The organism is Mycobacterium sp. IDUB_3 (assembly GCF_055419585.1).
In genome coordinates this window covers 453,260-470,896 of record NZ_JBVAXZ010000001.1, presented here as the reverse complement: position 1 = coordinate 470,896, position 17,637 = coordinate 453,260, and the positions used below count along the sequence as shown (strand labels likewise).

15 protein-coding genes are annotated in these 17,637 nt (G+C 67.5%); 1 reads left to right on the top strand and 14 read right to left on the bottom strand.

The genetic code is table 11. The features are described from left to right. Nucleotides 1-38: 38 nt before the first annotated feature. From eccA5 to ACZYVJ_RS01790, 14 genes are all read right to left on the bottom strand, one after another. Complete coding sequence (gene eccA5 / locus ACZYVJ_RS01855) at nucleotides 39-1,871, bottom strand: type VII secretion system ESX-5 AAA family ATPase EccA5 (RefSeq protein WP_463829443.1); 1,833 nt, start codon at nucleotides 1,869-1,871, stop codon at nucleotides 39-41. After that, on the bottom strand, nucleotides 1,868-3,076 hold the full coding sequence (gene eccE / locus ACZYVJ_RS01850) for a type VII secretion protein EccE (RefSeq protein WP_463829442.1): 1,209 nt from the start codon (nucleotides 3,074-3,076) through the stop codon (nucleotides 1,868-1,870). Before eccE ends, eccA5 begins: the two co-directional genes overlap by 4 nt. A gap of 18 nt (nucleotides 3,077-3,094) precedes the next feature. Continuing rightward, nucleotides 3,095-4,939: a S8 family serine peptidase gene (locus ACZYVJ_RS01845; protein ID WP_463829440.1), complete on the bottom strand. Its 1,845-nt coding sequence runs from the start codon at nucleotides 4,937-4,939 to the stop codon at nucleotides 3,095-3,097. After that, nucleotides 4,917-6,428 (bottom strand): type VII secretion integral membrane protein EccD, encoded by a 1,512-nt coding sequence (gene eccD / locus ACZYVJ_RS01840; protein ID WP_463829439.1) that lies wholly within the window; start codon nucleotides 6,426-6,428, stop codon nucleotides 4,917-4,919. Before eccD ends, ACZYVJ_RS01845 begins: the two co-directional genes overlap by 23 nt. A gap of 267 nt (nucleotides 6,429-6,695) precedes the next feature. Beyond that, nucleotides 6,696-7,598 (bottom strand): ESX secretion-associated protein EspG, encoded by a 903-nt coding sequence (locus ACZYVJ_RS01835; RefSeq protein ID WP_007771416.1) that lies wholly within the window; start codon nucleotides 7,596-7,598, stop codon nucleotides 6,696-6,698. Between the two features lie 105 nt (nucleotides 7,599-7,703). Further along, nucleotides 7,704-7,988 (bottom strand): WXG100 family type VII secretion target, encoded by a 285-nt coding sequence (locus ACZYVJ_RS01830; protein ID WP_007771417.1) that lies wholly within the window; start codon nucleotides 7,986-7,988, stop codon nucleotides 7,704-7,706. 53 nt (nucleotides 7,989-8,041) lie between these two features. Beyond that, a complete protein-coding gene (locus ACZYVJ_RS01825; protein WP_007771418.1) occupies nucleotides 8,042-8,338 on the bottom strand; it encodes a WXG100 family type VII secretion target in 297 nt (98 codons plus the stop codon). A gap of 319 nt (nucleotides 8,339-8,657) precedes the next feature. Beyond that, nucleotides 8,658-8,957, bottom strand: coding sequence for a PE family protein (locus tag ACZYVJ_RS01820; protein ID WP_007771419.1), 300 nt, complete (start codon nucleotides 8,955-8,957; stop codon nucleotides 8,658-8,660). A 360-nt stretch (nucleotides 8,958-9,317) separates the two neighbouring features. Continuing rightward, nucleotides 9,318-10,535: a PPE family protein gene (locus ACZYVJ_RS01815; protein WP_463829438.1), complete on the bottom strand. Its 1,218-nt coding sequence runs from the start codon at nucleotides 10,533-10,535 to the stop codon at nucleotides 9,318-9,320. Between the two features lie 332 nt (nucleotides 10,536-10,867). Then, the gene (locus ACZYVJ_RS01810) at nucleotides 10,868-12,121 is read right to left on the bottom strand and encodes a PPE family protein (RefSeq protein ID WP_463829437.1); all 1,254 of its coding nucleotides are present in this window, start codon (nucleotides 12,119-12,121) and stop codon (nucleotides 10,868-10,870) included. Between the two features lie 524 nt (nucleotides 12,122-12,645). Continuing rightward, entirely contained in the window at nucleotides 12,646-13,866 is a 1,221-nt protein-coding gene (locus ACZYVJ_RS01805; RefSeq protein WP_463829435.1) for a PPE family protein, read from the bottom strand. Between the two features lie 7 nt (nucleotides 13,867-13,873). Then, nucleotides 13,874-14,173: a PE family protein gene (locus ACZYVJ_RS01800; protein ID WP_463829434.1), complete on the bottom strand. Its 300-nt coding sequence runs from the start codon at nucleotides 14,171-14,173 to the stop codon at nucleotides 13,874-13,876. Nucleotides 14,174-14,242: 69 nt separating this feature from the next. Continuing rightward, entirely contained in the window at nucleotides 14,243-15,484 is a 1,242-nt protein-coding gene (locus ACZYVJ_RS01795) for a PPE family protein (RefSeq protein WP_463829433.1), read from the bottom strand. A gap of 485 nt (nucleotides 15,485-15,969) precedes the next feature. Further along, a complete protein-coding gene (locus ACZYVJ_RS01790; RefSeq protein ID WP_463829432.1) occupies nucleotides 15,970-16,164 on the bottom strand; it encodes a ferredoxin in 195 nt (64 codons plus the stop codon). A 291-nt stretch (nucleotides 16,165-16,455) separates the two neighbouring features. Here ACZYVJ_RS01790 and ACZYVJ_RS01785 point away from each other — a divergent pair, with 291 nt between their 5' ends. Continuing rightward, nucleotides 16,456-17,625, top strand: a complete 1,170-nt coding sequence (locus tag ACZYVJ_RS01785) for a cytochrome P450 (protein ID WP_463829431.1) — start codon at nucleotides 16,456-16,458, stop codon at nucleotides 17,623-17,625. Nucleotides 17,626-17,637: the final 12 nt, after the last annotated feature.

Below are 17,637 nucleotides of genomic sequence, written 5' to 3'. Positions count from 1 at the left end.
ACCCGCGCGGGCCTTGGCGTGGAGGGCACGCGGGGCGGTCAGTCCGACTTCTTCTCGGCGACCGCAGCGCTGAGGCCCTCGGCGAGATCCTCCTGGGTCAATTCCTTGAAACGCAGCAGTTGACGCTCGCTGAACTCGGTCACGTCGCTGGACAGCACCGCGTCCAGATCCTCGTCGTCGAGGCGGAAACTGCGGTGATCGCGGGCCTTCTCCACCACGTTGCGCACGAAACCGGCGTTGCCGAGGGTGTCGATGCCGCGGATGAGATCGCCGTCCTCCGAATAACTTTCGTCGAGGTAGAACTTCGTGTACGACGGCAACAGCGCCTGTGCCGATTCGTCGGTGATCACGTCTTCGTTCTCCTGGCCCATCAACCGGGTCAGCGCGACCAGCTCGTCCGGGGTGTAGCTGAAGAACTCGATGACGGTCGAAAAACGCCGTCGCAGACCCTGATTCACTTCGAGCATCTTGTCCATGGCCTTGGCGTAGCCGGCGCCGAAAACCACCAGCTCGTCGCGATGGTTCTCCATGTACAACAGCAACGTATTGATGATCGCGTTGCCGTACGGGTCACCCTGCTGGTAGCCCTTCTCGTGCAGCGTGTGCATCTCATCGAAGAAGACCGCGCCGCCCAGGGCGCCCTCCAGAAGCTCCTCGGTGTTCTTCTCGGCGTCGGCCATGTAGCGGCCCAGCAGCTTGGTGCGGCTGGTTTCCACCACCACGGGCTTGCGCAGCACCGTCAACCCGCACAGCTGCTTGCTGAAAGCTCGTGCCACCGAAGTCTTTCCGGTTCCGGGTGGGCCGAGCAACAACGTGTGGCGCGAAGTGACCGGCACCGGCAGGCCCATCTTGGCGCGCGCCAGGTTCACCTTGGTGGTCGACTTGATGAGCTTGATCTCGCGCTTGGCGCGTTCCATGCCGAGCATGGCGTTGAGCTCGGCGTCGCCTTCGGCCAGGTACCTTGCCGCCTCTTCGGCGTGGCGGGCGGCTTCCGTCTCGGCCCGGGTCGGCGCGCTGTTCGGATCCCAGGGGTCGGTCCGGGCCTCGATCGTCTCCGGGTCGGTCAGGACCAGGCGAAAGTTCGGGTTGTCCAGCGCTTCACGGGCCGGCGTGAACTTCGGATCGCGCGAGTACACCCGGCGCAGCAGCTCGACGGCCTCGTCCTCGCGGCCGAGGTGCCGCAAGCACATGCCCTGGGTGTACAGGGCGATGTTGGCCGCGCCCGGCACCCGGTCGCCCTCGATGGCATCCTGGCCCCGGCGCAACGCCTCCTCGAACACACCCAGCGAAGCCAGGGCCGTGGTGGCCATCGCCGCGCCGGCGGCCTTAAGTTCGGGCTGGCGCCAGCTTTTCCCCTCGGCGAACTGATTCAGCACATCCGGCCACCGAGCCGTGCGGAAGTACAGCACGCCGCGCACGTAACTGACCAGTTCCTCATCGACAGGTTGACGGGGTTCGACGCCGTCGATCAGTTTCGCGGCTTCCTCGTAGCGTTTCGCTTCGGCGAGAACCGCGGCGTACGCACACGCCAACGTCTCCACGCTGGTGACGGCCAGCCGCAGGAACAACCCGTCGGAAACCTCGGGCCGGAACTGCAACTCGGTCACCCCGAGGCGGCGGGTCTCCCAACCGAACGTCCGGATCGAGGACCACGCACCGGACAGCACGTCGATGCTCTGCTCCCCCGCCAGGATCCGTGCCAGCCAGGCGTCGCACATCCCCGGATCCAGGCTGGTCGCGGTGCTGAACATCTGCGACGCGACCTGCGGATTGTGGCTGGGCTGCAGCCCATTGACCGAGACGCCCGAGGCCAGCAGCCCGGCGACCATCGCGTTACGGGCACCTTCAGCGGTTGATTGCGGCCTCGTCATTGCGCTACAGGTACGCCCGCCGAGCTCCCTCGCAGCTGGTCGACGGATAGCGCAAGGTCGTCATCGTCGGCGCGCAATGGACGGCTCGGCACGACCAGCAGGGGGCGCGCCGTCGGGGCGGGCAGGCTGGCTCGCACCGCGGCCAGCTGGCGTCCGGTGAGACGATTGAGGCCCGACGAGACGTTTCTGCGCAACCGCTTTTCGGTGTGGTACCGCACCCAGGCCGATACCTGCGGCCGGCCGCCGCGCGAGGTGAGCCGGATGGTCAGCACCGTCGCGACGGTCTCGTCCTCCCACAGCTCTTCCAGCTTGTCGGTGGTGATGTCGGACGGCGACAACCACAGGCTGGTGACGAACCCGTTGAAGTGCTTGAGGCGGCGCCAGCCGGGCCGGCTCCAGGTCGGCTCCAGATCGGCCAGGACCGCACGGTCGACTTCGGCCAGCTCCTCCGCGGTCAACGGGCGGGCCGCGCAGGTCAGCCCGTCGAGATCCTGAGCGAGCCGTTCGGTGGCGGCCACGAAGGTCGACGCCAGCGAATCACGGGCCGCGACGGCGGCGACGTTGCGCTGCGGGTTCATCCGCAACACCAGCCAGGTGCGGCGAATGTACGAGGTCGGCTCGCCGTTAGCCACCTCCCACTCTTCCGGGCCCCAGTCGTCCAGCTTGGACAACTCGGCGGCTTTGGCTTCAGGGCCGCCGCGGCGGACCTTCACCGAAACGATGTCGACGTCGTCGAGGTGGACGTCGAACTGGCGCAGGCCCGAAGCGACGGCCGACACCAGCAGGGTGGGCGGCGAGTTGCGGTGCCGAAGGCGCGAGGCCGAGTCGTCGTCACCGCCGTTGATGGCGATCACGGTGACCAGCTGGCCGTCGTGCTGCCGCACGCCGACCTTGTCGCGCCCGTATTTGCGTTGGTAGTCGAGGGCGGGGGTGCAGCCCGCGGACAGCGCGGAGCCCGGATCGGCGGACCAATCCCACAGCCACGTGGCCAGCCCCGACGTGACCGTGAGGCCGTGGTAGGTGACCAGCGACAGCAGCGTCACCAGCACGGCCAGACCGACACCGACCCAGAACGCGATGCGATACGTGCCCTGCCAGGACTCCGGGCAGTGGCTGGCCACCACCATGATCACGACATCGACCAAAAACACGGTGGTCAGCCGCGGCCACGACAAAGACAACCCGAACCTGCGCTGACGCTTCATGGTGCTGCTGCTCCGCCCCTATTGCTGTTTCCGCGATCGCTTCATCAGCATCGCCGTACCGAACACTCCGCCGCCGATGAGTAGCGCCCCGAGCAAGCCGCCGGCGGCCACCCACACTGGCACCATATCGCGGTGCGGGACGGGCTTCGGAATGTTCAGCGGTGCCGACAGTTGCTGGGGCGGTTTCACCGGACCGTCGGGTACATCCCAGGTCAGGGCCGCCACCGGGTCGACGACCCCGTGACCGACCTGGTTGTCCACGCCGCGCGCCGGCGCTCGGGCGGTCCGGGTCAACCGGTTGATCACCTGATACGCCGACAGCTGCGGGAACTTGGCCCGCACGAGTGCCGCGACGCCGGACACGATCGCCGCCGAGAAGCTGGTGCCGGACGGAACCAGCAGGGTGTTGTCGGGCCCGTCGATCGCGTTGATCAGGCCGTCGTCCCGGGGCGACAGTCCGATGACGTCGGTTCCGGGCGCGGCGATCCCGACCCACGGCCCGGCCACGCTCGTCGACGCTTGGCCCTGGTTGCCCTGGCTCAGCGGGCGGCCTTCGGTGTCGACCGCGCCGACCGTCAGGACGTAGTCGCTGAACCAGGAGGGCGTCACGACAGTGGTGACCGCGTTCCAGTTGCGAGGATCGTTGGGCTGCAACGGATCATGTGGCGGGTTCTGCTTGCAGTCCTTCTTGCTGGTGTCGCCGGCGGCGGCCACGATGACGGCGTTCCTGTCGACCGCCGCGTAGCGCACGGCCGCGCCCAGCGAACGCTGGTCGATGATGTTGCGCGCGCTCATGCACGTCACGTCGGAGATGTTGATGACCTGAGCGCCCATGTTGGCGGCGTGCACGATCGCTCGCGCCATCGTCTGCACGTTGTCGATCTTCGCCGACGTCTGCGGGTCCTCGTCCCCGGTGTAGGCGTCCTTGAGGCCGAAGGCCTGGCTGGACTGCCGGATCGCGATGATGTCGACATCCGGGGCCACCCCACTGAACGCGTCCGGACCTGCCTTCGGCGGCGGGGGCGGCGGCGGTGGCGGGTCGAGCGGACGCGGGCCGCGCAGGTTGTCGACGTTGGCCACGTGCCCGCCACCGGCGTAACCGGGGATGGTCACCGTGCCGTCGCCGTGGCTGGACGCCGGCGCCTGCCCATTGGGACCCTGTCCACCCTGAGACGGTCCCGGGGGCGGGCCAGCGGGCTGCGGAGCCGCCGGTTGCGGCGGCGGCGCGCCGAAGGGACCCGGCGGCGCCTGTTCCTGAGACTGCGGTGGCGGCGGGACCATCGTCACGGTCTGAGGCAGCGGTGACAGGGTCACCGTCTGCGGCGGTGGCGCTTTCGGCGGTGGCTCGGTGGTGGGGATGGTGACGGGTTTGCGCGGTGCTGCAGGCGGCACGCCGGCGCCGTTGGCCGACGCCGCACCGATCATCGACGCCACGATGGTGCCGTGCGCGTCGCAGTCGGACAGGCCGTCCCCGGACATGATGTAGTCACCGCCGGGAATCAGGTGCGGAAACCTGGGGTGCGGCGTCACGCCGGTGTCGATGACGGCCACCTTCACGCCGGCCCCCCGACCGAACTGCCACGCCTCCTGCAGATTCAGCATGTCCATGTACTTGGGCTGCAGCCGGAAATCCGTCCCGGGCAGCACACCGACCTCGGTGCAGTACGAGTTCTGCTTCATCGGCGCCCCCGGTCCCGGCGCACCGTCCGGCGGGACCGCGCCGGCGTCGATCGTCGGGGGTGAGATCGCGTACGCGGGCGGCAGGCCGGCTAAGGCGCCCGACGCGAGCAGGGCGGCGGCGATGGTCGCGGCGGAAGCTCGACCACGCCACACCTTGCCGTTAGCGATAGCGAATTGCTGCATAGACGTTCATCAACCACAATGCCAGCGGGAAAATTGGCATCAGGCAGAGGTATTCAATCCATTCCACGAATTTGCGGAATAGCGGGCTGTAGACGGTGTTCGGCACGACGGCCGCCGATGTCAGCCCCGCCGCGGGCAGCAGAACCAGGATCGCCGCGCTGATCGACACCGCAAGCGGCGACTGCAGCACCAGCGCGTAGCGCAACACCACCGCACCGACGATCAGCACCGCGGTCCCGGCCAGGGTGATCGCCTGCCAGCGGTCGACGTAGGAGCGGCCCCGCAGCATCAGGAATCCCGCGCTGAAGCCTGCCAGCAGGACCGGCAGCCAGCGCTGTCCGGTGTGCGGATCCGACAGCGCGGTCAAAGACACGATCATCAGCACGCCGAGCCCGATCAGCAAACCCGACAGGAACGAGCGGGCGCGCTCGGCCTGGGTCAGCACGTCGCGGACCGAGGCTGGCCCCTCCAGGACCGGCGGGCCACCGTCGGAGCGCACCACCGTGGTGGGCAGGTCGGGCCGGGCCTCGAACACCCACCGGCTGGTTGCCGACGGGAAGACGGGCAGCCGAATGCCTGCCAGCCGCCGCGAGATCGCCGGCGCACTCTGGTAGATCATGACCGACACCAGCACGACGCAGGTGAACAGCGTCACGGCGCTCGTCATGGCGACCATGCGCGCGAGCGCGGCCACCGACGCGATCAGGCTGACGGTGACGATGGCGGTGTAGATCGCCAGTCGGCGACCGGTGAACCGCAGGGCCAGGATCGCCGCGATGGTGAGGACCCCGAAACCCAGTACCGCGTGCGGTGATCCGACGCCCCCGGGCGGTGCCGACGCCGCCGCGATCGCCACCGGCGCGAGGCTGCTCAACAGCATGGTGTCGGCGACGCGCCGTTCCTGCTGGGTGTGGGCACGCATCAACAGCAGCAGCGAAACACCCAGCGCCACGGCGCCGATCACGCCCGCGTACACGGTCGGAAGCCACGAGTTGTGGTGCCACCGCCACCAGCCGAGCAGGCCGGCCGCGGTCGTCACGCCGACGGCCACCATCGTCGCACCGACCTGCACCGCGATGACGGGGTCGATGGCGGCGAAGCGCTTGCTGAGGTCCGCCGCGACGGCGGTGGAGATGTGCTCGATGACCTGCGAGCGGTGCTCGGTGTCCGGGATGAACCGGATCCACAACCGGTCGCCGTCGTAGACGTCCTGCTCGCTCAGCGATTGGGTGGCCCGCAGCGGCGAGCCGTCCACCAGGCACAGCGCCCAGCGGCCCCGGCCCGACGCCTCGAGCGGGGTCTCACCGAGCTCGCGGAGCCTGCTGTTGACCACCTTCAGCAACGGCTCGGTCATTACCGAGACGGGGGCGTTGGCGTCCAGCAGGACCCCGATCTGGACACCCGCGCCGGCCATCACGCCGACGACGACTGCCTGAGGCTGCGAGATTCCCTCTACGTCAGGCTGTGGTACTTCAACTACCGCAGTCATCGCCCTGTACTCCCTATCGTGATGAATGTGTGAGCCCGTGCCGCCAGTCGCGCGCGGACATGCGCCGGGGTACTCGTCGAGGTGCTGCGGCCCCCCGCAAAGTGCATTCCGGCTAATTGGAATTCCATCTGCCTCGCCTTGCGATTAAGAGTTGTGGTTGACACCGGTTTGAGATTTGCTGATGTCTTGAGAGAAGTATGCCGTGTTCGCAGCTCAAGCGCATGTTGAGTGCAAAGACATTGGTGAACTCTATGTTTCGCGCGAATGTCAAACCCTGCTGTGCGTTTTCCACTCGCCGTAGGGAAGTGTGTCCAGCACCGTTTTGACGCCCACCTGCACGAGCTGCGGGGTGGCCGGACAGATGGCCAGCCATGCCTCCCCCGAACCTGCGGTGCGGGCCTGCTGGTAGAGCGCGATGCGGCCGCCGGAGCCGTCCTTCAGTGACAGCACCGACGCACTCGGGCCCTTCGCGTCGTCCTGGTACTGGCGGGCGTACACCGCAACCTCGGCGGCCGGGTCGGACAGCGCCTGACCCAGCGCGGCCACCGTCGCGGCGCTGATTCCCATCCGGCGCAGGTCGCCCCCGGAGAACACGTTGAAGCCCGACTCCTGCCAGGACTTCGTCGCTTCCAGCATCTCCTCCAGCGGCACGTTGACGGCGTTGATCGCCGCGGGTTCGGCGTGGTGGATGGACTCCAGCGCGTCGATCACCAGGGAAGCGATCGAGGCGCTGTCCGCGACGGCGACGTCGTCGACGGTGATCTCGCCGCCAACCCGGACCGCCGACACCCAGTGCTGGCCGCGCCGGGCCAGGACCACCCGAAATTCGTTGTCGGGGATGTCGCGGGAGCCCGGGGGCTGGTTTTCGTCATCGAGGACGCCGTAGGCCAGCTTGCCTCGAGACAACAGGGCGACGACTTCGAGGTCGGGCGCGGCGAGCACCTTCATCCGAGCGGCCACATGCTCGTTCACCTGGTCGTTCTCGACTATGCCCTGCTCGCGCATCACCGCCATTCCGGGATGCTCGTTGAGCCAGTCGCTCGAGTCGGTAGACACATATGGCCGGCACCGCAGCTCCGGCGCGACGTGCCGGATGTCCAGCAACGCCTGGAGCATCCAGAAGCCGTCGACGTTGACGGTGATGTCGGTGCGGGTGCTCTGTTGGTCCATCAAATCCTCAATTGGTCCCTAGTTACCTCAAGCGGAACTGCACGGTAACCGCAGGACGCGGCAGCACACCGACGGGTGGTGTGCTGCCGCGCCTGAAGTTGCGGGTTAGGCCCAGGAGGACCCAACGGCGCTGTCGGTGCTGGCCATGTTGCTGCCCGCGGACTGGACCTTCTGTCCGTGAGAGTTGGCCTGCTCGTAGATGACCTGGAAGTTGCGACCCAACTGGGTGATGAACTCCTGGCATGCCACCGAACCCGCACCGCCCCAGAAGTCGCCGGCAGCAAGCACATCGCGAACGATGGCCTGGTGCTCAGCCTCCAAGGAAGCGGCCTGGGCGCGGATCAAGGCACCGTGGGCGTCTACGTCGCCGAACTGGTAGTTAATGCTCATAACGGTGTTCTCCTAATGTCTTGGAATGTTACGCGCAGCTGCGGTTTTTAGCGCTAGCTGCCGAGGATTTGCTGCGAGGCCTGCTCTTGCTGCTCGTAGTTGTTCGCGTCGCGAATCAGCCCGTCGCGCACCCCGTGGAGCATGTTGACGATGTTGCGGAAGGCCTGGTTGACCTGACCCATGGTGTCGTACGAGGTGGCCTGGGCCTGACCGCTCCAGCCCGAGCCGGCGATGTTCATCGACGACGCCCACATCTTGCGAGCCTCGTCCTCAACGGTCTGGGCGTGCACCTCGAAGCGGCCCGCCATCGCCCGCATCTCGTGCGGGTCGGTCATAAAACGTGTTGCCATGTCGGCTGTTCTCCTTGCTACGTGGTTACTGGGTGATGTGGTGAAGACGGTGGCCGGATCGTTTACGCATTACGCAACCGCCGAGCCGAATGAATAGAAATGACCCCCCCTTCCCGTCAGCCGGCGGCCACCGGGTGCTGTCACGGTGAGACGGACGTCGAACCCGAACCGCGGCGTTTGAGTTGACGGAGTGTGTGTTGCGCTTGGGGACGCTGTAAGGGCCCAATCCCCCGGCCCCGAAATCGTCCCCTGCGGGGCGGTTACGTTGGAACCCATTTCGGTGACGACCTGCTCCAAGCCCCCGAACCGCCTGTCCGAGCTACAGGGCGGCGGCCGCGTTGGCTGCTTCGGTCGCAGCGTACGAACCGGAGCTGGTGGACAGGGTGTTCACGAACATCTCGTGGATCGCGGCGGCCTGGGCGCTCACCGCTTGGTACATCTGCGCGTGCGCGGCGAACTGAGCCGCGGTCAACGCCGACACCTCGTCGGCAGCGGCGGGTACCACCCCCGTGGTTGGGGCTGCAGCGGCTGCGTTCTGGGCGCTCAAGGTCGACCCGATAGCCTGCAGATTCCCGGCCGCCGCGGCCAAAGCCTCCGGCTGTGTGGTCACGAACGACATATTGTTTCCCTCCTAGGTCAATCTCCGACTCTGCGAGACTAGATGACTGGGGCCCCCCAGGTCGGTGTGGAAGCCCGGTGTTTGCAATTGTTCACTTGGCGGTACGGCAAATTCACTTTTGGTAACGACACAGTAACAGCGCCTGACCTCGACCGCTGCCCCTTGAACGACGGTCATAGCAAACGGTACCAGCCCCCGGCCTAAAAAGTTGCTGGTAGTCGGCGCCCGGGATGCTGTGGCCGCGTCGCCCGGCATAAAAATCTGATTGCCGATTAACTCGTCGCGAAGGCTCAATGCGATGACCATTCCCGGCGGCGTGTCGTGGGGACCTCCTTTCGTCCATTTCGGCCCGTGCCGCCCTCAGCCGGCAAACGGTGGACGGGCCATCACGGTGGGCCGGAAGCCGTACTTGGGACCGGCGACCCCGTGCCCGGCGGCACCGGCACCGGCCAGTGGCATGCCACCGAGCAGGTTTCCGGGTCCGCCCGCGGCCTCCGGGGCGGCGGAGATGCTGCTGACCGGGATCGCATGTCCCAACGCCGGCGCGGCCGGCGCGCCCGACCAGGCCACCGGAACCGACAGCTTGCCACCGACTGAGGCCGCGCTGCCCAGCGCTGCCACCGGGTGCGCGGCGGCGGCGCCGCCACCCAACATGCCGCCCAGACCACCGAGGCCGGGCAGCGCCTTGGCCGCGGCCGGAGCCGCCCCACCGATGGCACCCACCGACTTGGCGATCTGGGTGAAGGTGTTGGCCATACCGGTACTGAAGTACGGCAGACCCTCGGTGTTGTAAAACAGGCCCGCAAACGGGCTGTAGCCGTTAACGAGGGTTCCCAGGCTGGTGGGCAGGCTGGTCTGCCCTGTCAGCAGGAACCAGACCTCCGACAGCGGGTCGGTGGTGGTGGTCGCCGCCGTGGTCGCCGTCGTCGCGTTGGTCGTGGTGGTCGCCGCGGGGGTCGCCAGCGACTGCAGGGTCTTCGACGTGTTGGTCGCCGTCGAATTGGCCGTCGCGTTGGTGACCGCCGCGGCCTGGTTGGCCTGGCCGGACGGGTTGGTCACCTCCGGCGCCTTCTGGAACTGCGTCACATTCGTGGCCGTCGAGGACTGGGCCGCGTAGCTGTACATCGCGCCCGCATCCTGCGCCCAGTACTCGCCGTACTGGGTTTCCAGCTGCGCGATCAGCGGGGTGTTCTGCCCCAGCACGTTCGTCGCCTGCAGCTGCTGGGACTGGGTGCGGTTGGCTGCGATCAGCGGTGGCGGCACCGAGGAGGCCAGCGCGGTCTCATAGGCGGCGGCGGCCGAACGCGCCTGGGTGGCCGCCTCCTCGGCCTGAGCGGCCGTGGTGGTCAGCCAGGTCACGTACGGCTCGGCCGCTTGTGCCATTGCCGCCGAGGCCGTGCCGGTCCACTCCTCGCTGCTCAGCGAGGCGATCACGTTGTCATAGCTGAGCGCGGCCGAGTTGAGCTCGGCCGCCAGCGCGCTCCACGCCGACGCCGCGGCCACGAACGAACCCGACCCCGGACCCGAGTAGATCCGCGCCGAATTGAACTCCGGTGGGAACGCCCCATAATCCACCACGAATATGCCCCTTAACCTGTGATGTTCGAATCGATGCGTCGAGTAGTGAATGACGTTAATGCGCTGGTGGCCGCCACCACGCCGGTCGGTGGACTAACGGCTGCTCGGCGCGCCTTTGCGCCGGTCGCCAGGCCCGGCCGTTCGATGGCGGCCGACTCCCCCGCGAGGGGGCTTGGTAGCGGGTGTGAGCTGCGGGAATGGCCGTAGCTCTGCGCCCGTGTGCCGCGAGCGCGGCGGCGCCATGCCGGCGTAGCCGGGCGCACGTGTGTCCAGGCCGGGGATAAAATCCGGCCGCGGATAAAGGTGAGGTCATACATGCCTGATTCCGCCGCTTATCCGGCCGATGGGGGGCGGGTGAGCACGCTGTAGCGGAAGCCGTACTTGTTGACATAGCCGGCAGCCGCGCCGCGTCGCCCGATCGACCCGACCGGCATGCCGCGCAGCAGACCGTTGGCCGGGGAATTGGCTCCGCCCGCCGCGGCCTGGAGCGGAGTGGCCTCCTCGGACAGTGCCGCCGGGGTCACCGACGAGGTCAACGTCGCCCAGTGCTGGGGCACCGACAGCAGCCCCACCCGGCCGGCCTGCCCGACCCCCGCCGAGACCGCACCCACGTGGCCCACACCGCCGAGGTTGCCCAGGCCCAGGGCCGCGAACTGCGGCGTGGGGTACCAGGCACCACCGGCACCCGCCGTACTACCACCGGGACCGAACGTCAACTGCTGGGCGATCGACGACCAAAAGCTCGTAATACCAGTCGAGAAATAGGCAAGGCCGGTGGTCTGCTTGAGCAGGGTGCCGTACATGCCGGTGTTCAACCCGGCGTAGTTGTTGGTCGGGGTGGGCAGCCCGGAAGTCAAGAATCCATTGATCAAGTTTTGCAGCCAGGTGAACGGACCCGGCTCGGTCGCGGTCGTCGTGGTCGACGCTTGGGTCACCGCTTGAGTTGTGCTGGCCGACAACGCTTGTGGGGTCGCCAGCTGCGACGTACTCTGTGCGGTATTGCCCGCAGGCTCGGCGACGGCCTTGGCTACCGCGGCGGCCTGGTCGGAATCCGCCTCCGGGGTGGTCGTATTGGGCGGTGACGTGAACGGCGTCAGCTCCGAGGCGGCGGCCGACGAGCCGGCGTAGCCGTACATGGCGGCGGCGTCCTGGGCCCACATCTCCATGTACTGCGCCTCGGTGGCCGCGATCGCCGGCGTGTTCTGCCCGAAGAAATTCGTCGCCACCAGGGTCGCCAACAACACCCGATTGGCCGCAATCACCGGCGGCGGCACCGTCATCGCAAACGCCGCCTCAAAGGCCGCCGCGGCCGCCCTGGCCTGGCCCGCGGTCTCCTCGGCCTGCGCGGCCAGGACGCTCAGCCAGCTCACGTACGGGGTGACCGCCGACAGCATGGACGCCGAGGCCGGGCCCACCCAGGGCGCGTGGGTCAGCTCCGAGATCACCGACGTGTAGCCGCTGGCGGCCGAGCCCAGCTCGGCACCGAGCCCGTCCCACGCCGCGGCCGCGGCCATGATCGGACCTGACCCCGGACCCGCGTACATGCGGCCGGAGTTGATCTCCGGCGGTAATGCCCCGAAGTCCATGGTTACGAAGCACCGGGCTCGAACGACATTTATCCCCTCGCAGCTGGTCTCTCGGCGATCGCCTTGAAGAACTTGCTTGCTCGGAAGGCTAGGTCGACTCACCGCTGCATCGCCGCTGCGCGATCCGGCCGCCGTCGCATCGGCGGCATCGTCGAAAGCGGTGTTCCGTCGCCGCGGCAGGATCGGGCCGACGGCGGCCGCATCTCGCGATCACGGTGACTACCTGCGGGAACATTCGGGTGCAGCCGTCCGCAACCCGCTCACTGCCCCGCGGTCGCGGCCCGTTCCGGGGGGATGGCGCCGGCGCGAAAACCCCAGCGCGGGATAAAAATCCGGCCGCAGATAATGCCGCACCGGGGTCGCTGCGGTGGCCCCGGGCGGGCCGCGATCCGGAGCGTGCGAGCGTGCCGCTGTGCGCGCCTCAGGGGCGACCATCGGGCCGCGGTTGAGACCGGCACACGCGAACGCGCCCCGCCCCGATACTTCCGGGGGCAGGGCGCGCTCGAGATCAGTTGAAGCTGAGGCTATCCGGCAAAGGGCGGTCGAGCCATGACGGTGGGCCGGAAGCCGTACTTGGGACCGGCGACCCCGTGCCCGGCGGCACCGGCACCGGCCAGTGGCATGCCACCGAGCAGGTTTCCGGGTCCGCCCGCGGCCTCCGGGGCGGCGGAGATGCTGCTGACCGGAATCGCATGTCCCAACGCCGGCGCGGCCGGCGCGCCCGACCAGGCCACCGGAACCGACAGCTTGCCACCGACTGAGGCCGCGCTGCCCAGCGCTGCCACCGGGTGCGCGGCGGCCGCGCCGCCACCCAACATGCCGCCCAGACCACCGAGGCCGGGCAGCGCCTTGGCCGCGGCCGGAGCCGCCCCACCGATGGCACCCACCGACTTGGCGATCTGGGTGAAGGTGTTGGCCATACCGGTACTGAAGTACGGCAGACCCTCGGTGTTGTAGAACAGGCTGGCGAACGGGCTGTAGCCGTTGACCGCCGATCCCAAGCTGGTGGGCAGGCTGGTCTGCCCGGTCAGCAGGAACCACAGTTCCGACAGCGGGTCGGTGGTGGTCGTCGCCGCCGTGGTCGCCGTCGTCGCGTTGGTCGTGGTGGTCGCCGCAGGGGTCGCCAGCGACTGCAGGGTCTTCGACGTATTGGTCGCCGTCGAATTCGCCGTCGCGTTGGTGACCGCCGCGGCCTGGTTGGCCTGGCCGGACGGGTTGGTCACCTCCGGCGCTTTCTGGAACGTCGACACGTTGGTCGCCGTCGCCGACTGACCCGCGTAGCTGTACATCGCGCCCGCATCCTGCGCCCACATCTCGCCGTACTGGGCCTCCAGCTGCGCGATCAGCGGGGTGTTCTGCCCCAGCACATTCGTCGCCTGCAGCTGCTGCGATTGCATCCGGTTGGCTGCGATCAGCGGGGGCGGTACCGACGAGGCCAGCGCGGTCTCATAGGCGGCGGCGGCCGAACGCGCCTGGGTGGCCGCCTCCTCGGCCTGAGCGGCCGTGGCGGTCATCCATGCGGCGTAGGGAGCTGCCGCCTGGGCCATCGCCGCCGAGGCCGTGCCGGTCCACTCTTCGCTGCTCAGCGAGGCGATCACGTTGTCATAGCTGAGCGCGGCCGAGTTGAGCTCGGCCGCCAGCGCACTCCACGCTGAGGCCGCGGCCATCAAGGACCCCGACCCCGGACCAGAATAAATCCGCGCCGAATTGAACTCCGGCGGAAAGGCTCCGTAATCCAACATCATTGACTCCTTAACCAGTCGCGGCCGCGTTGGCCGCTTCAGTCACCGCGTACGACCCAGAGCTGGTGCTCAGGGTGTTGACAAACATTTCGTGAATTGCCGCCGCCTGAGCACTGACGGCCTGGTACATCTGCCCGTGCGCGGCGAACTGCGCCGCCGTGAGCGCCGAGACCTCGTCGGCAGCCGCCGGCACCACCCCCGTCGTCGGGGCCGCTGCTGCGGTGTTCTGAGCGCTCAGCGTTGAGCCAATGGTCTGAAGATTGCCCGCTGCGGCGGCCAGCGCCTCGGGCTGCGTGGTCACAAAGGACATCTAGTTTCCTTCCCTTCGGTGGGGCCCGGCGAGCATTGCGTTGTGTCGATGGTTCATCTGGACTCTTCGTTATCCGGCCGATGGGGGGCGGGTGAGCACGCTGTAGCGGAAGCCGTACTTGTTGACATAGCCGGCCGCGGCACCGCGTCGCCCGATCGACCCGACCGGCATGCCGCGCAGCAGACCGTTGGCCGGGGAATTGGCTCCGCCCGCCGCGGCCTGGAGCGGCGTGGCCTCCTCGGACAGTGCCGCCGGGGTCACCGACGAGGTCAACGTCGCCCAGTGCTGGGGCACCGACAGCAGCCCCACCCGGCCGGCCTGCCCGACCCCCGCCGAGACCGCACCCACGTGGCCCACACCGCCGAGGTTGCCCAGGCCCAGGGCCGCGAACTGCGGCGTGGGGTACCAGGCACCACCGGCACCCGCCGTACTACCACCGGGACCGGAGACCAACTGCTGGGAGAGCTGCGACCAGAAGGCCACGATGCCGTTCGAGAAATAGCCCAGACCCGAGGTTTGCTTGAGGAGCACGGTGTAGAGCGTGGGATTGAGCCCCAGGTAGTTGTTCGTCGGGGTCGGCAGCCCCGAGTCCAAGAAGTCCTGAATCGTGCTCGAGAGCAATCCCGGATTCGAGGTGGCCGCGGTCGTCTGTGTCGCCGCCTGAGTCGTGCTGGCCGACAACGCTTGTGGGGTCGCCAGCTGCGACGTGCTCTGTGCGGTATTGCCCGCAGGCTCGGCGACGGCCTTGGCTACCGCGGCGGCCTGGTCGGAATCCGCCTCCGGGGTGGTCGTATTGGGCGGCGTGACGAACGGGCTCAAGGTCGAGGCGGCCGCCGAGGACGCGGTGTACCCGGCCATCGCACCGGCGTCTTGTGCCCACATCTCCATGTACTGGGCCTCGGTGGCCGCGATCGCGGGCGTGTTCTGGCCGAAGAAATTCGTCGCCACCAGGGTCGCCAGCAACACCCGATTCGCGGCGATCACCGGCGGCGGCACCGTCATCGCGAACGCCGCCTCAAAGGCCGCCGCGGCGGCCCGGCCCTGTCCTGCCGTCTCCTCCGCCTGCGCGGCCATGGTGTTGAGCCAGCCCACGTACGGGGTGACCGCCGAAAGCATCGACATCGATGCCGGTCCCACCCACGGCCCGCTGGTGAGCTCGGTGACCACCGAGTTGTAGCCGCTGGCCGCTACACCCAATTCCGCCGCAATTTCATCCCAGGCGGCGGCCGCGGCCATCATTGGCCCCGACCCCGGACCCGCATACATGCGACCGGAATTGATTTCGGGCGGTAACGCCGCGAAGTCAAACACCGTGTCCTCCTCAGTCGGCCGCGAACGCATGCGATCTCGGCTGTCACATAGGAATCAGTGGTGGTCGTGGTCACGGCTCTGTAAACGACGCCACCGGCTGGTCGCTGCGCCTACGGGAATCGCTGCAGGAGCTACTTCGCCCCCCAACCCCATCAGCCCGGCGGACAAGTACATGTTGACCAGTTGACTGCGCCCGCAAAGTTGGTGTGCTACCACACTTCTCGGACGTCTGGCCAGAAACGACATGCACCTTCTGCCTCGGCTAATCTCCCGCTATCAGCAACCGAGCGACAGCTCGCGTGTGCCCGAACTGCCGCCCGGCACTGAGATTAGTTCGTTACGAGGCAAACACCGACACCCCAAAGCCACCTGTTCATTAATGGCCAGCCACTGTTCATTCCCGGTCGGTGGGAGTTCACTGAAGGCAACGGATTGTTCATCATCCGTTTGCTTTTCGCCAGCGGCGCCTGGGCAGATTTGCGCCGTCAGTCCTCGTCGAGAATCAGTGCCATTTCGGGGCAGGAAGCGACGCCGTCGCGCGTCACTTGCTCGTCTTCCGGTGCGACCTCGTGTTCCTCGAGAATCGAATAGCCGGACTCGTCGATGGGAAACAGGTCTGGGTCGACGGCGTAACACTGGGCGTGGCCCACGCATTTCGACTGTTCCAGACGAACCCTCACGAGGTTTCCTCCCTAGGCGGCCCGGGTCGGCCCTGAACGGCCCCACGAAATGGCCGGGCTGGCACTTCACGATTCGATACCCAGGTTAGTCGGTCGGTAAAGTATCGAAGATGTCCGCCAGCCGATTCCGTGCGCCGGGAACTCCGGATCGGCCCGAGTAGGCGTGTCCGTGTTCCTTTGGCGCGCATGCAATATTGATGATCCGTCGCATGTTGATGTCGACGAAGTCCGACGAGGGCGCAAGCGCGTCGCGGTTGTCGGACAAATTGAGACAACCGGAGATCGAAGCGCATGAGCGAAGGCCAGCAGGGCTCGTTCTATTTACCCCGACTTGATTTCGCCACGCTGCCGATGACCGTGGACCGGGGCGTCGGGTGGAAGACGCTGCGCGACGCCGGACCCGTTGTCTTCATGAACGGCCACTACTACATCACCCGCCGCGAAGACGTGCTGGCCGCACTGCGCAACACCAAGGTCTTCTCGTCGACGGTGCTGCAGCCCCCCGGCCACCCATTGCCGGTGCTGCCGCTGGCTTTTGATCCGCCGCAGCACACCCGCTACCGGCAGATTCTGCAGCCGTATTTCAGCCCGCACGCGTTGAGCAAGTCGCGCCCGGTGCTGGAGCGCCACGCCGCCGAGATGATCGGCGCCCTGGCCGGCCGGGGCGAGAGTGAGGTGATGGCGGACTTCGCCAACCTGTACCCGTTTCAGGTGTTCCTGGACCTCTACGGGCTGCCGGTCGAGGACCGCGACCGCCTCATCGATTGGAAAGACGCCGTCGTCGGCGAAAAGCCCTTCATCACCAAGGGCGACATCGAGAAGGCCGATCAACTGCTGCAGTATCTGGCCGACGCCATCGCGCAGCGCCGGCAGAACCCGGGGTCGGACATGCTGTCGAAGGTGATAACCGGCAAGGGCAACTTCACCGACCTCGAGCTGCTGGGAATGAGTCACCTGCTGATCCTGGCCGGTTTGGACACCGTGACCGCGGCCATCGGGTTCTCGCTGTACGAGTTGGCGCGCAGGCCGCAGCTGCGCAAGGAACTGCGCGACAATCCCAAGCAGATCCGGGTTTTCATCGAGGAGATCGTCCGCCTCGAACCGTCGGCCCCGGTGGCGCCGCGGATCACCACCGAATTCGTCGAAGTCGGCGGCATGACACTGCCGCCGGGCACGTCGGTGCGGTTGTGCATGGCCGCGGTCAACCGCGACGACAGCGACGCGATGTCCACCAACGAGCTCAACATGGACGGGAAAGTCCACCGGCACTGGGGGTTCGGCGGTGGGCCGCACCGCTGCCTGGGCTCTCACCTGGCCCGCATCGAACTCACGGTAATCGTCGCGGAATGGCTGTCCCAGATTCCGGATTTCGAGCTGCCCGAGGGCTACTCCCCCGAGATCAATTACCCGTCAAAGAGCTTCGCGCTCAAGGCATTGCCGCTGCGCTGGGGCCGAACCTGACCCGGTCGGCCC

Coding starts and splice junctions, on each gene's coding strand:
- eccE (WP_463829442.1), bottom strand. CDS start 3,076: ATGAAGCGTCAGCGCAGGTTCGGGTTGTCTTTGTCGTGGCCGCGGCTG.
- ACZYVJ_RS01810 (WP_463829437.1), bottom strand. CDS start 12,121: ATGGACTTCGGGGCATTACCGCCGGAGATCAACTCCGGCCGCATGTAC.
- eccD (WP_463829439.1), bottom strand. CDS start 6,428: ATGACTGCGGTAGTTGAAGTACCACAGCCTGACGTAGAGGGAATCTCG.
- ACZYVJ_RS01785 (WP_463829431.1), top strand. CDS start 16,456: ATGAGCGAAGGCCAGCAGGGCTCGTTCTATTTACCCCGACTTGATTTC.
- ACZYVJ_RS01830 (WP_007771417.1), bottom strand. CDS start 7,988: ATGAGCATTAACTACCAGTTCGGCGACGTAGACGCCCACGGTGCCTTG.
- ACZYVJ_RS01820 (WP_007771419.1), bottom strand. CDS start 8,957: ATGTCGTTCGTGACCACACAGCCGGAGGCTTTGGCCGCGGCGGCCGGG.
- ACZYVJ_RS01800 (WP_463829434.1), bottom strand. CDS start 14,173: ATGTCCTTTGTGACCACGCAGCCCGAGGCGCTGGCCGCCGCAGCGGGC.
- ACZYVJ_RS01835 (WP_007771416.1), bottom strand. CDS start 7,598: ATGGACCAACAGAGCACCCGCACCGACATCACCGTCAACGTCGACGGC.
- ACZYVJ_RS01805 (WP_463829435.1), bottom strand. CDS start 13,866: ATGATGTTGGATTACGGAGCCTTTCCGCCGGAGTTCAATTCGGCGCGG.
- ACZYVJ_RS01845 (WP_463829440.1), bottom strand. CDS start 4,939: ATGCAGCAATTCGCTATCGCTAACGGCAAGGTGTGGCGTGGTCGAGCT.
- eccA5 (WP_463829443.1), bottom strand. CDS start 1,871: ATGACGAGGCCGCAATCAACCGCTGAAGGTGCCCGTAACGCGATGGTC.
- ACZYVJ_RS01825 (WP_007771418.1), bottom strand. CDS start 8,338: ATGGCAACACGTTTTATGACCGACCCGCACGAGATGCGGGCGATGGCG.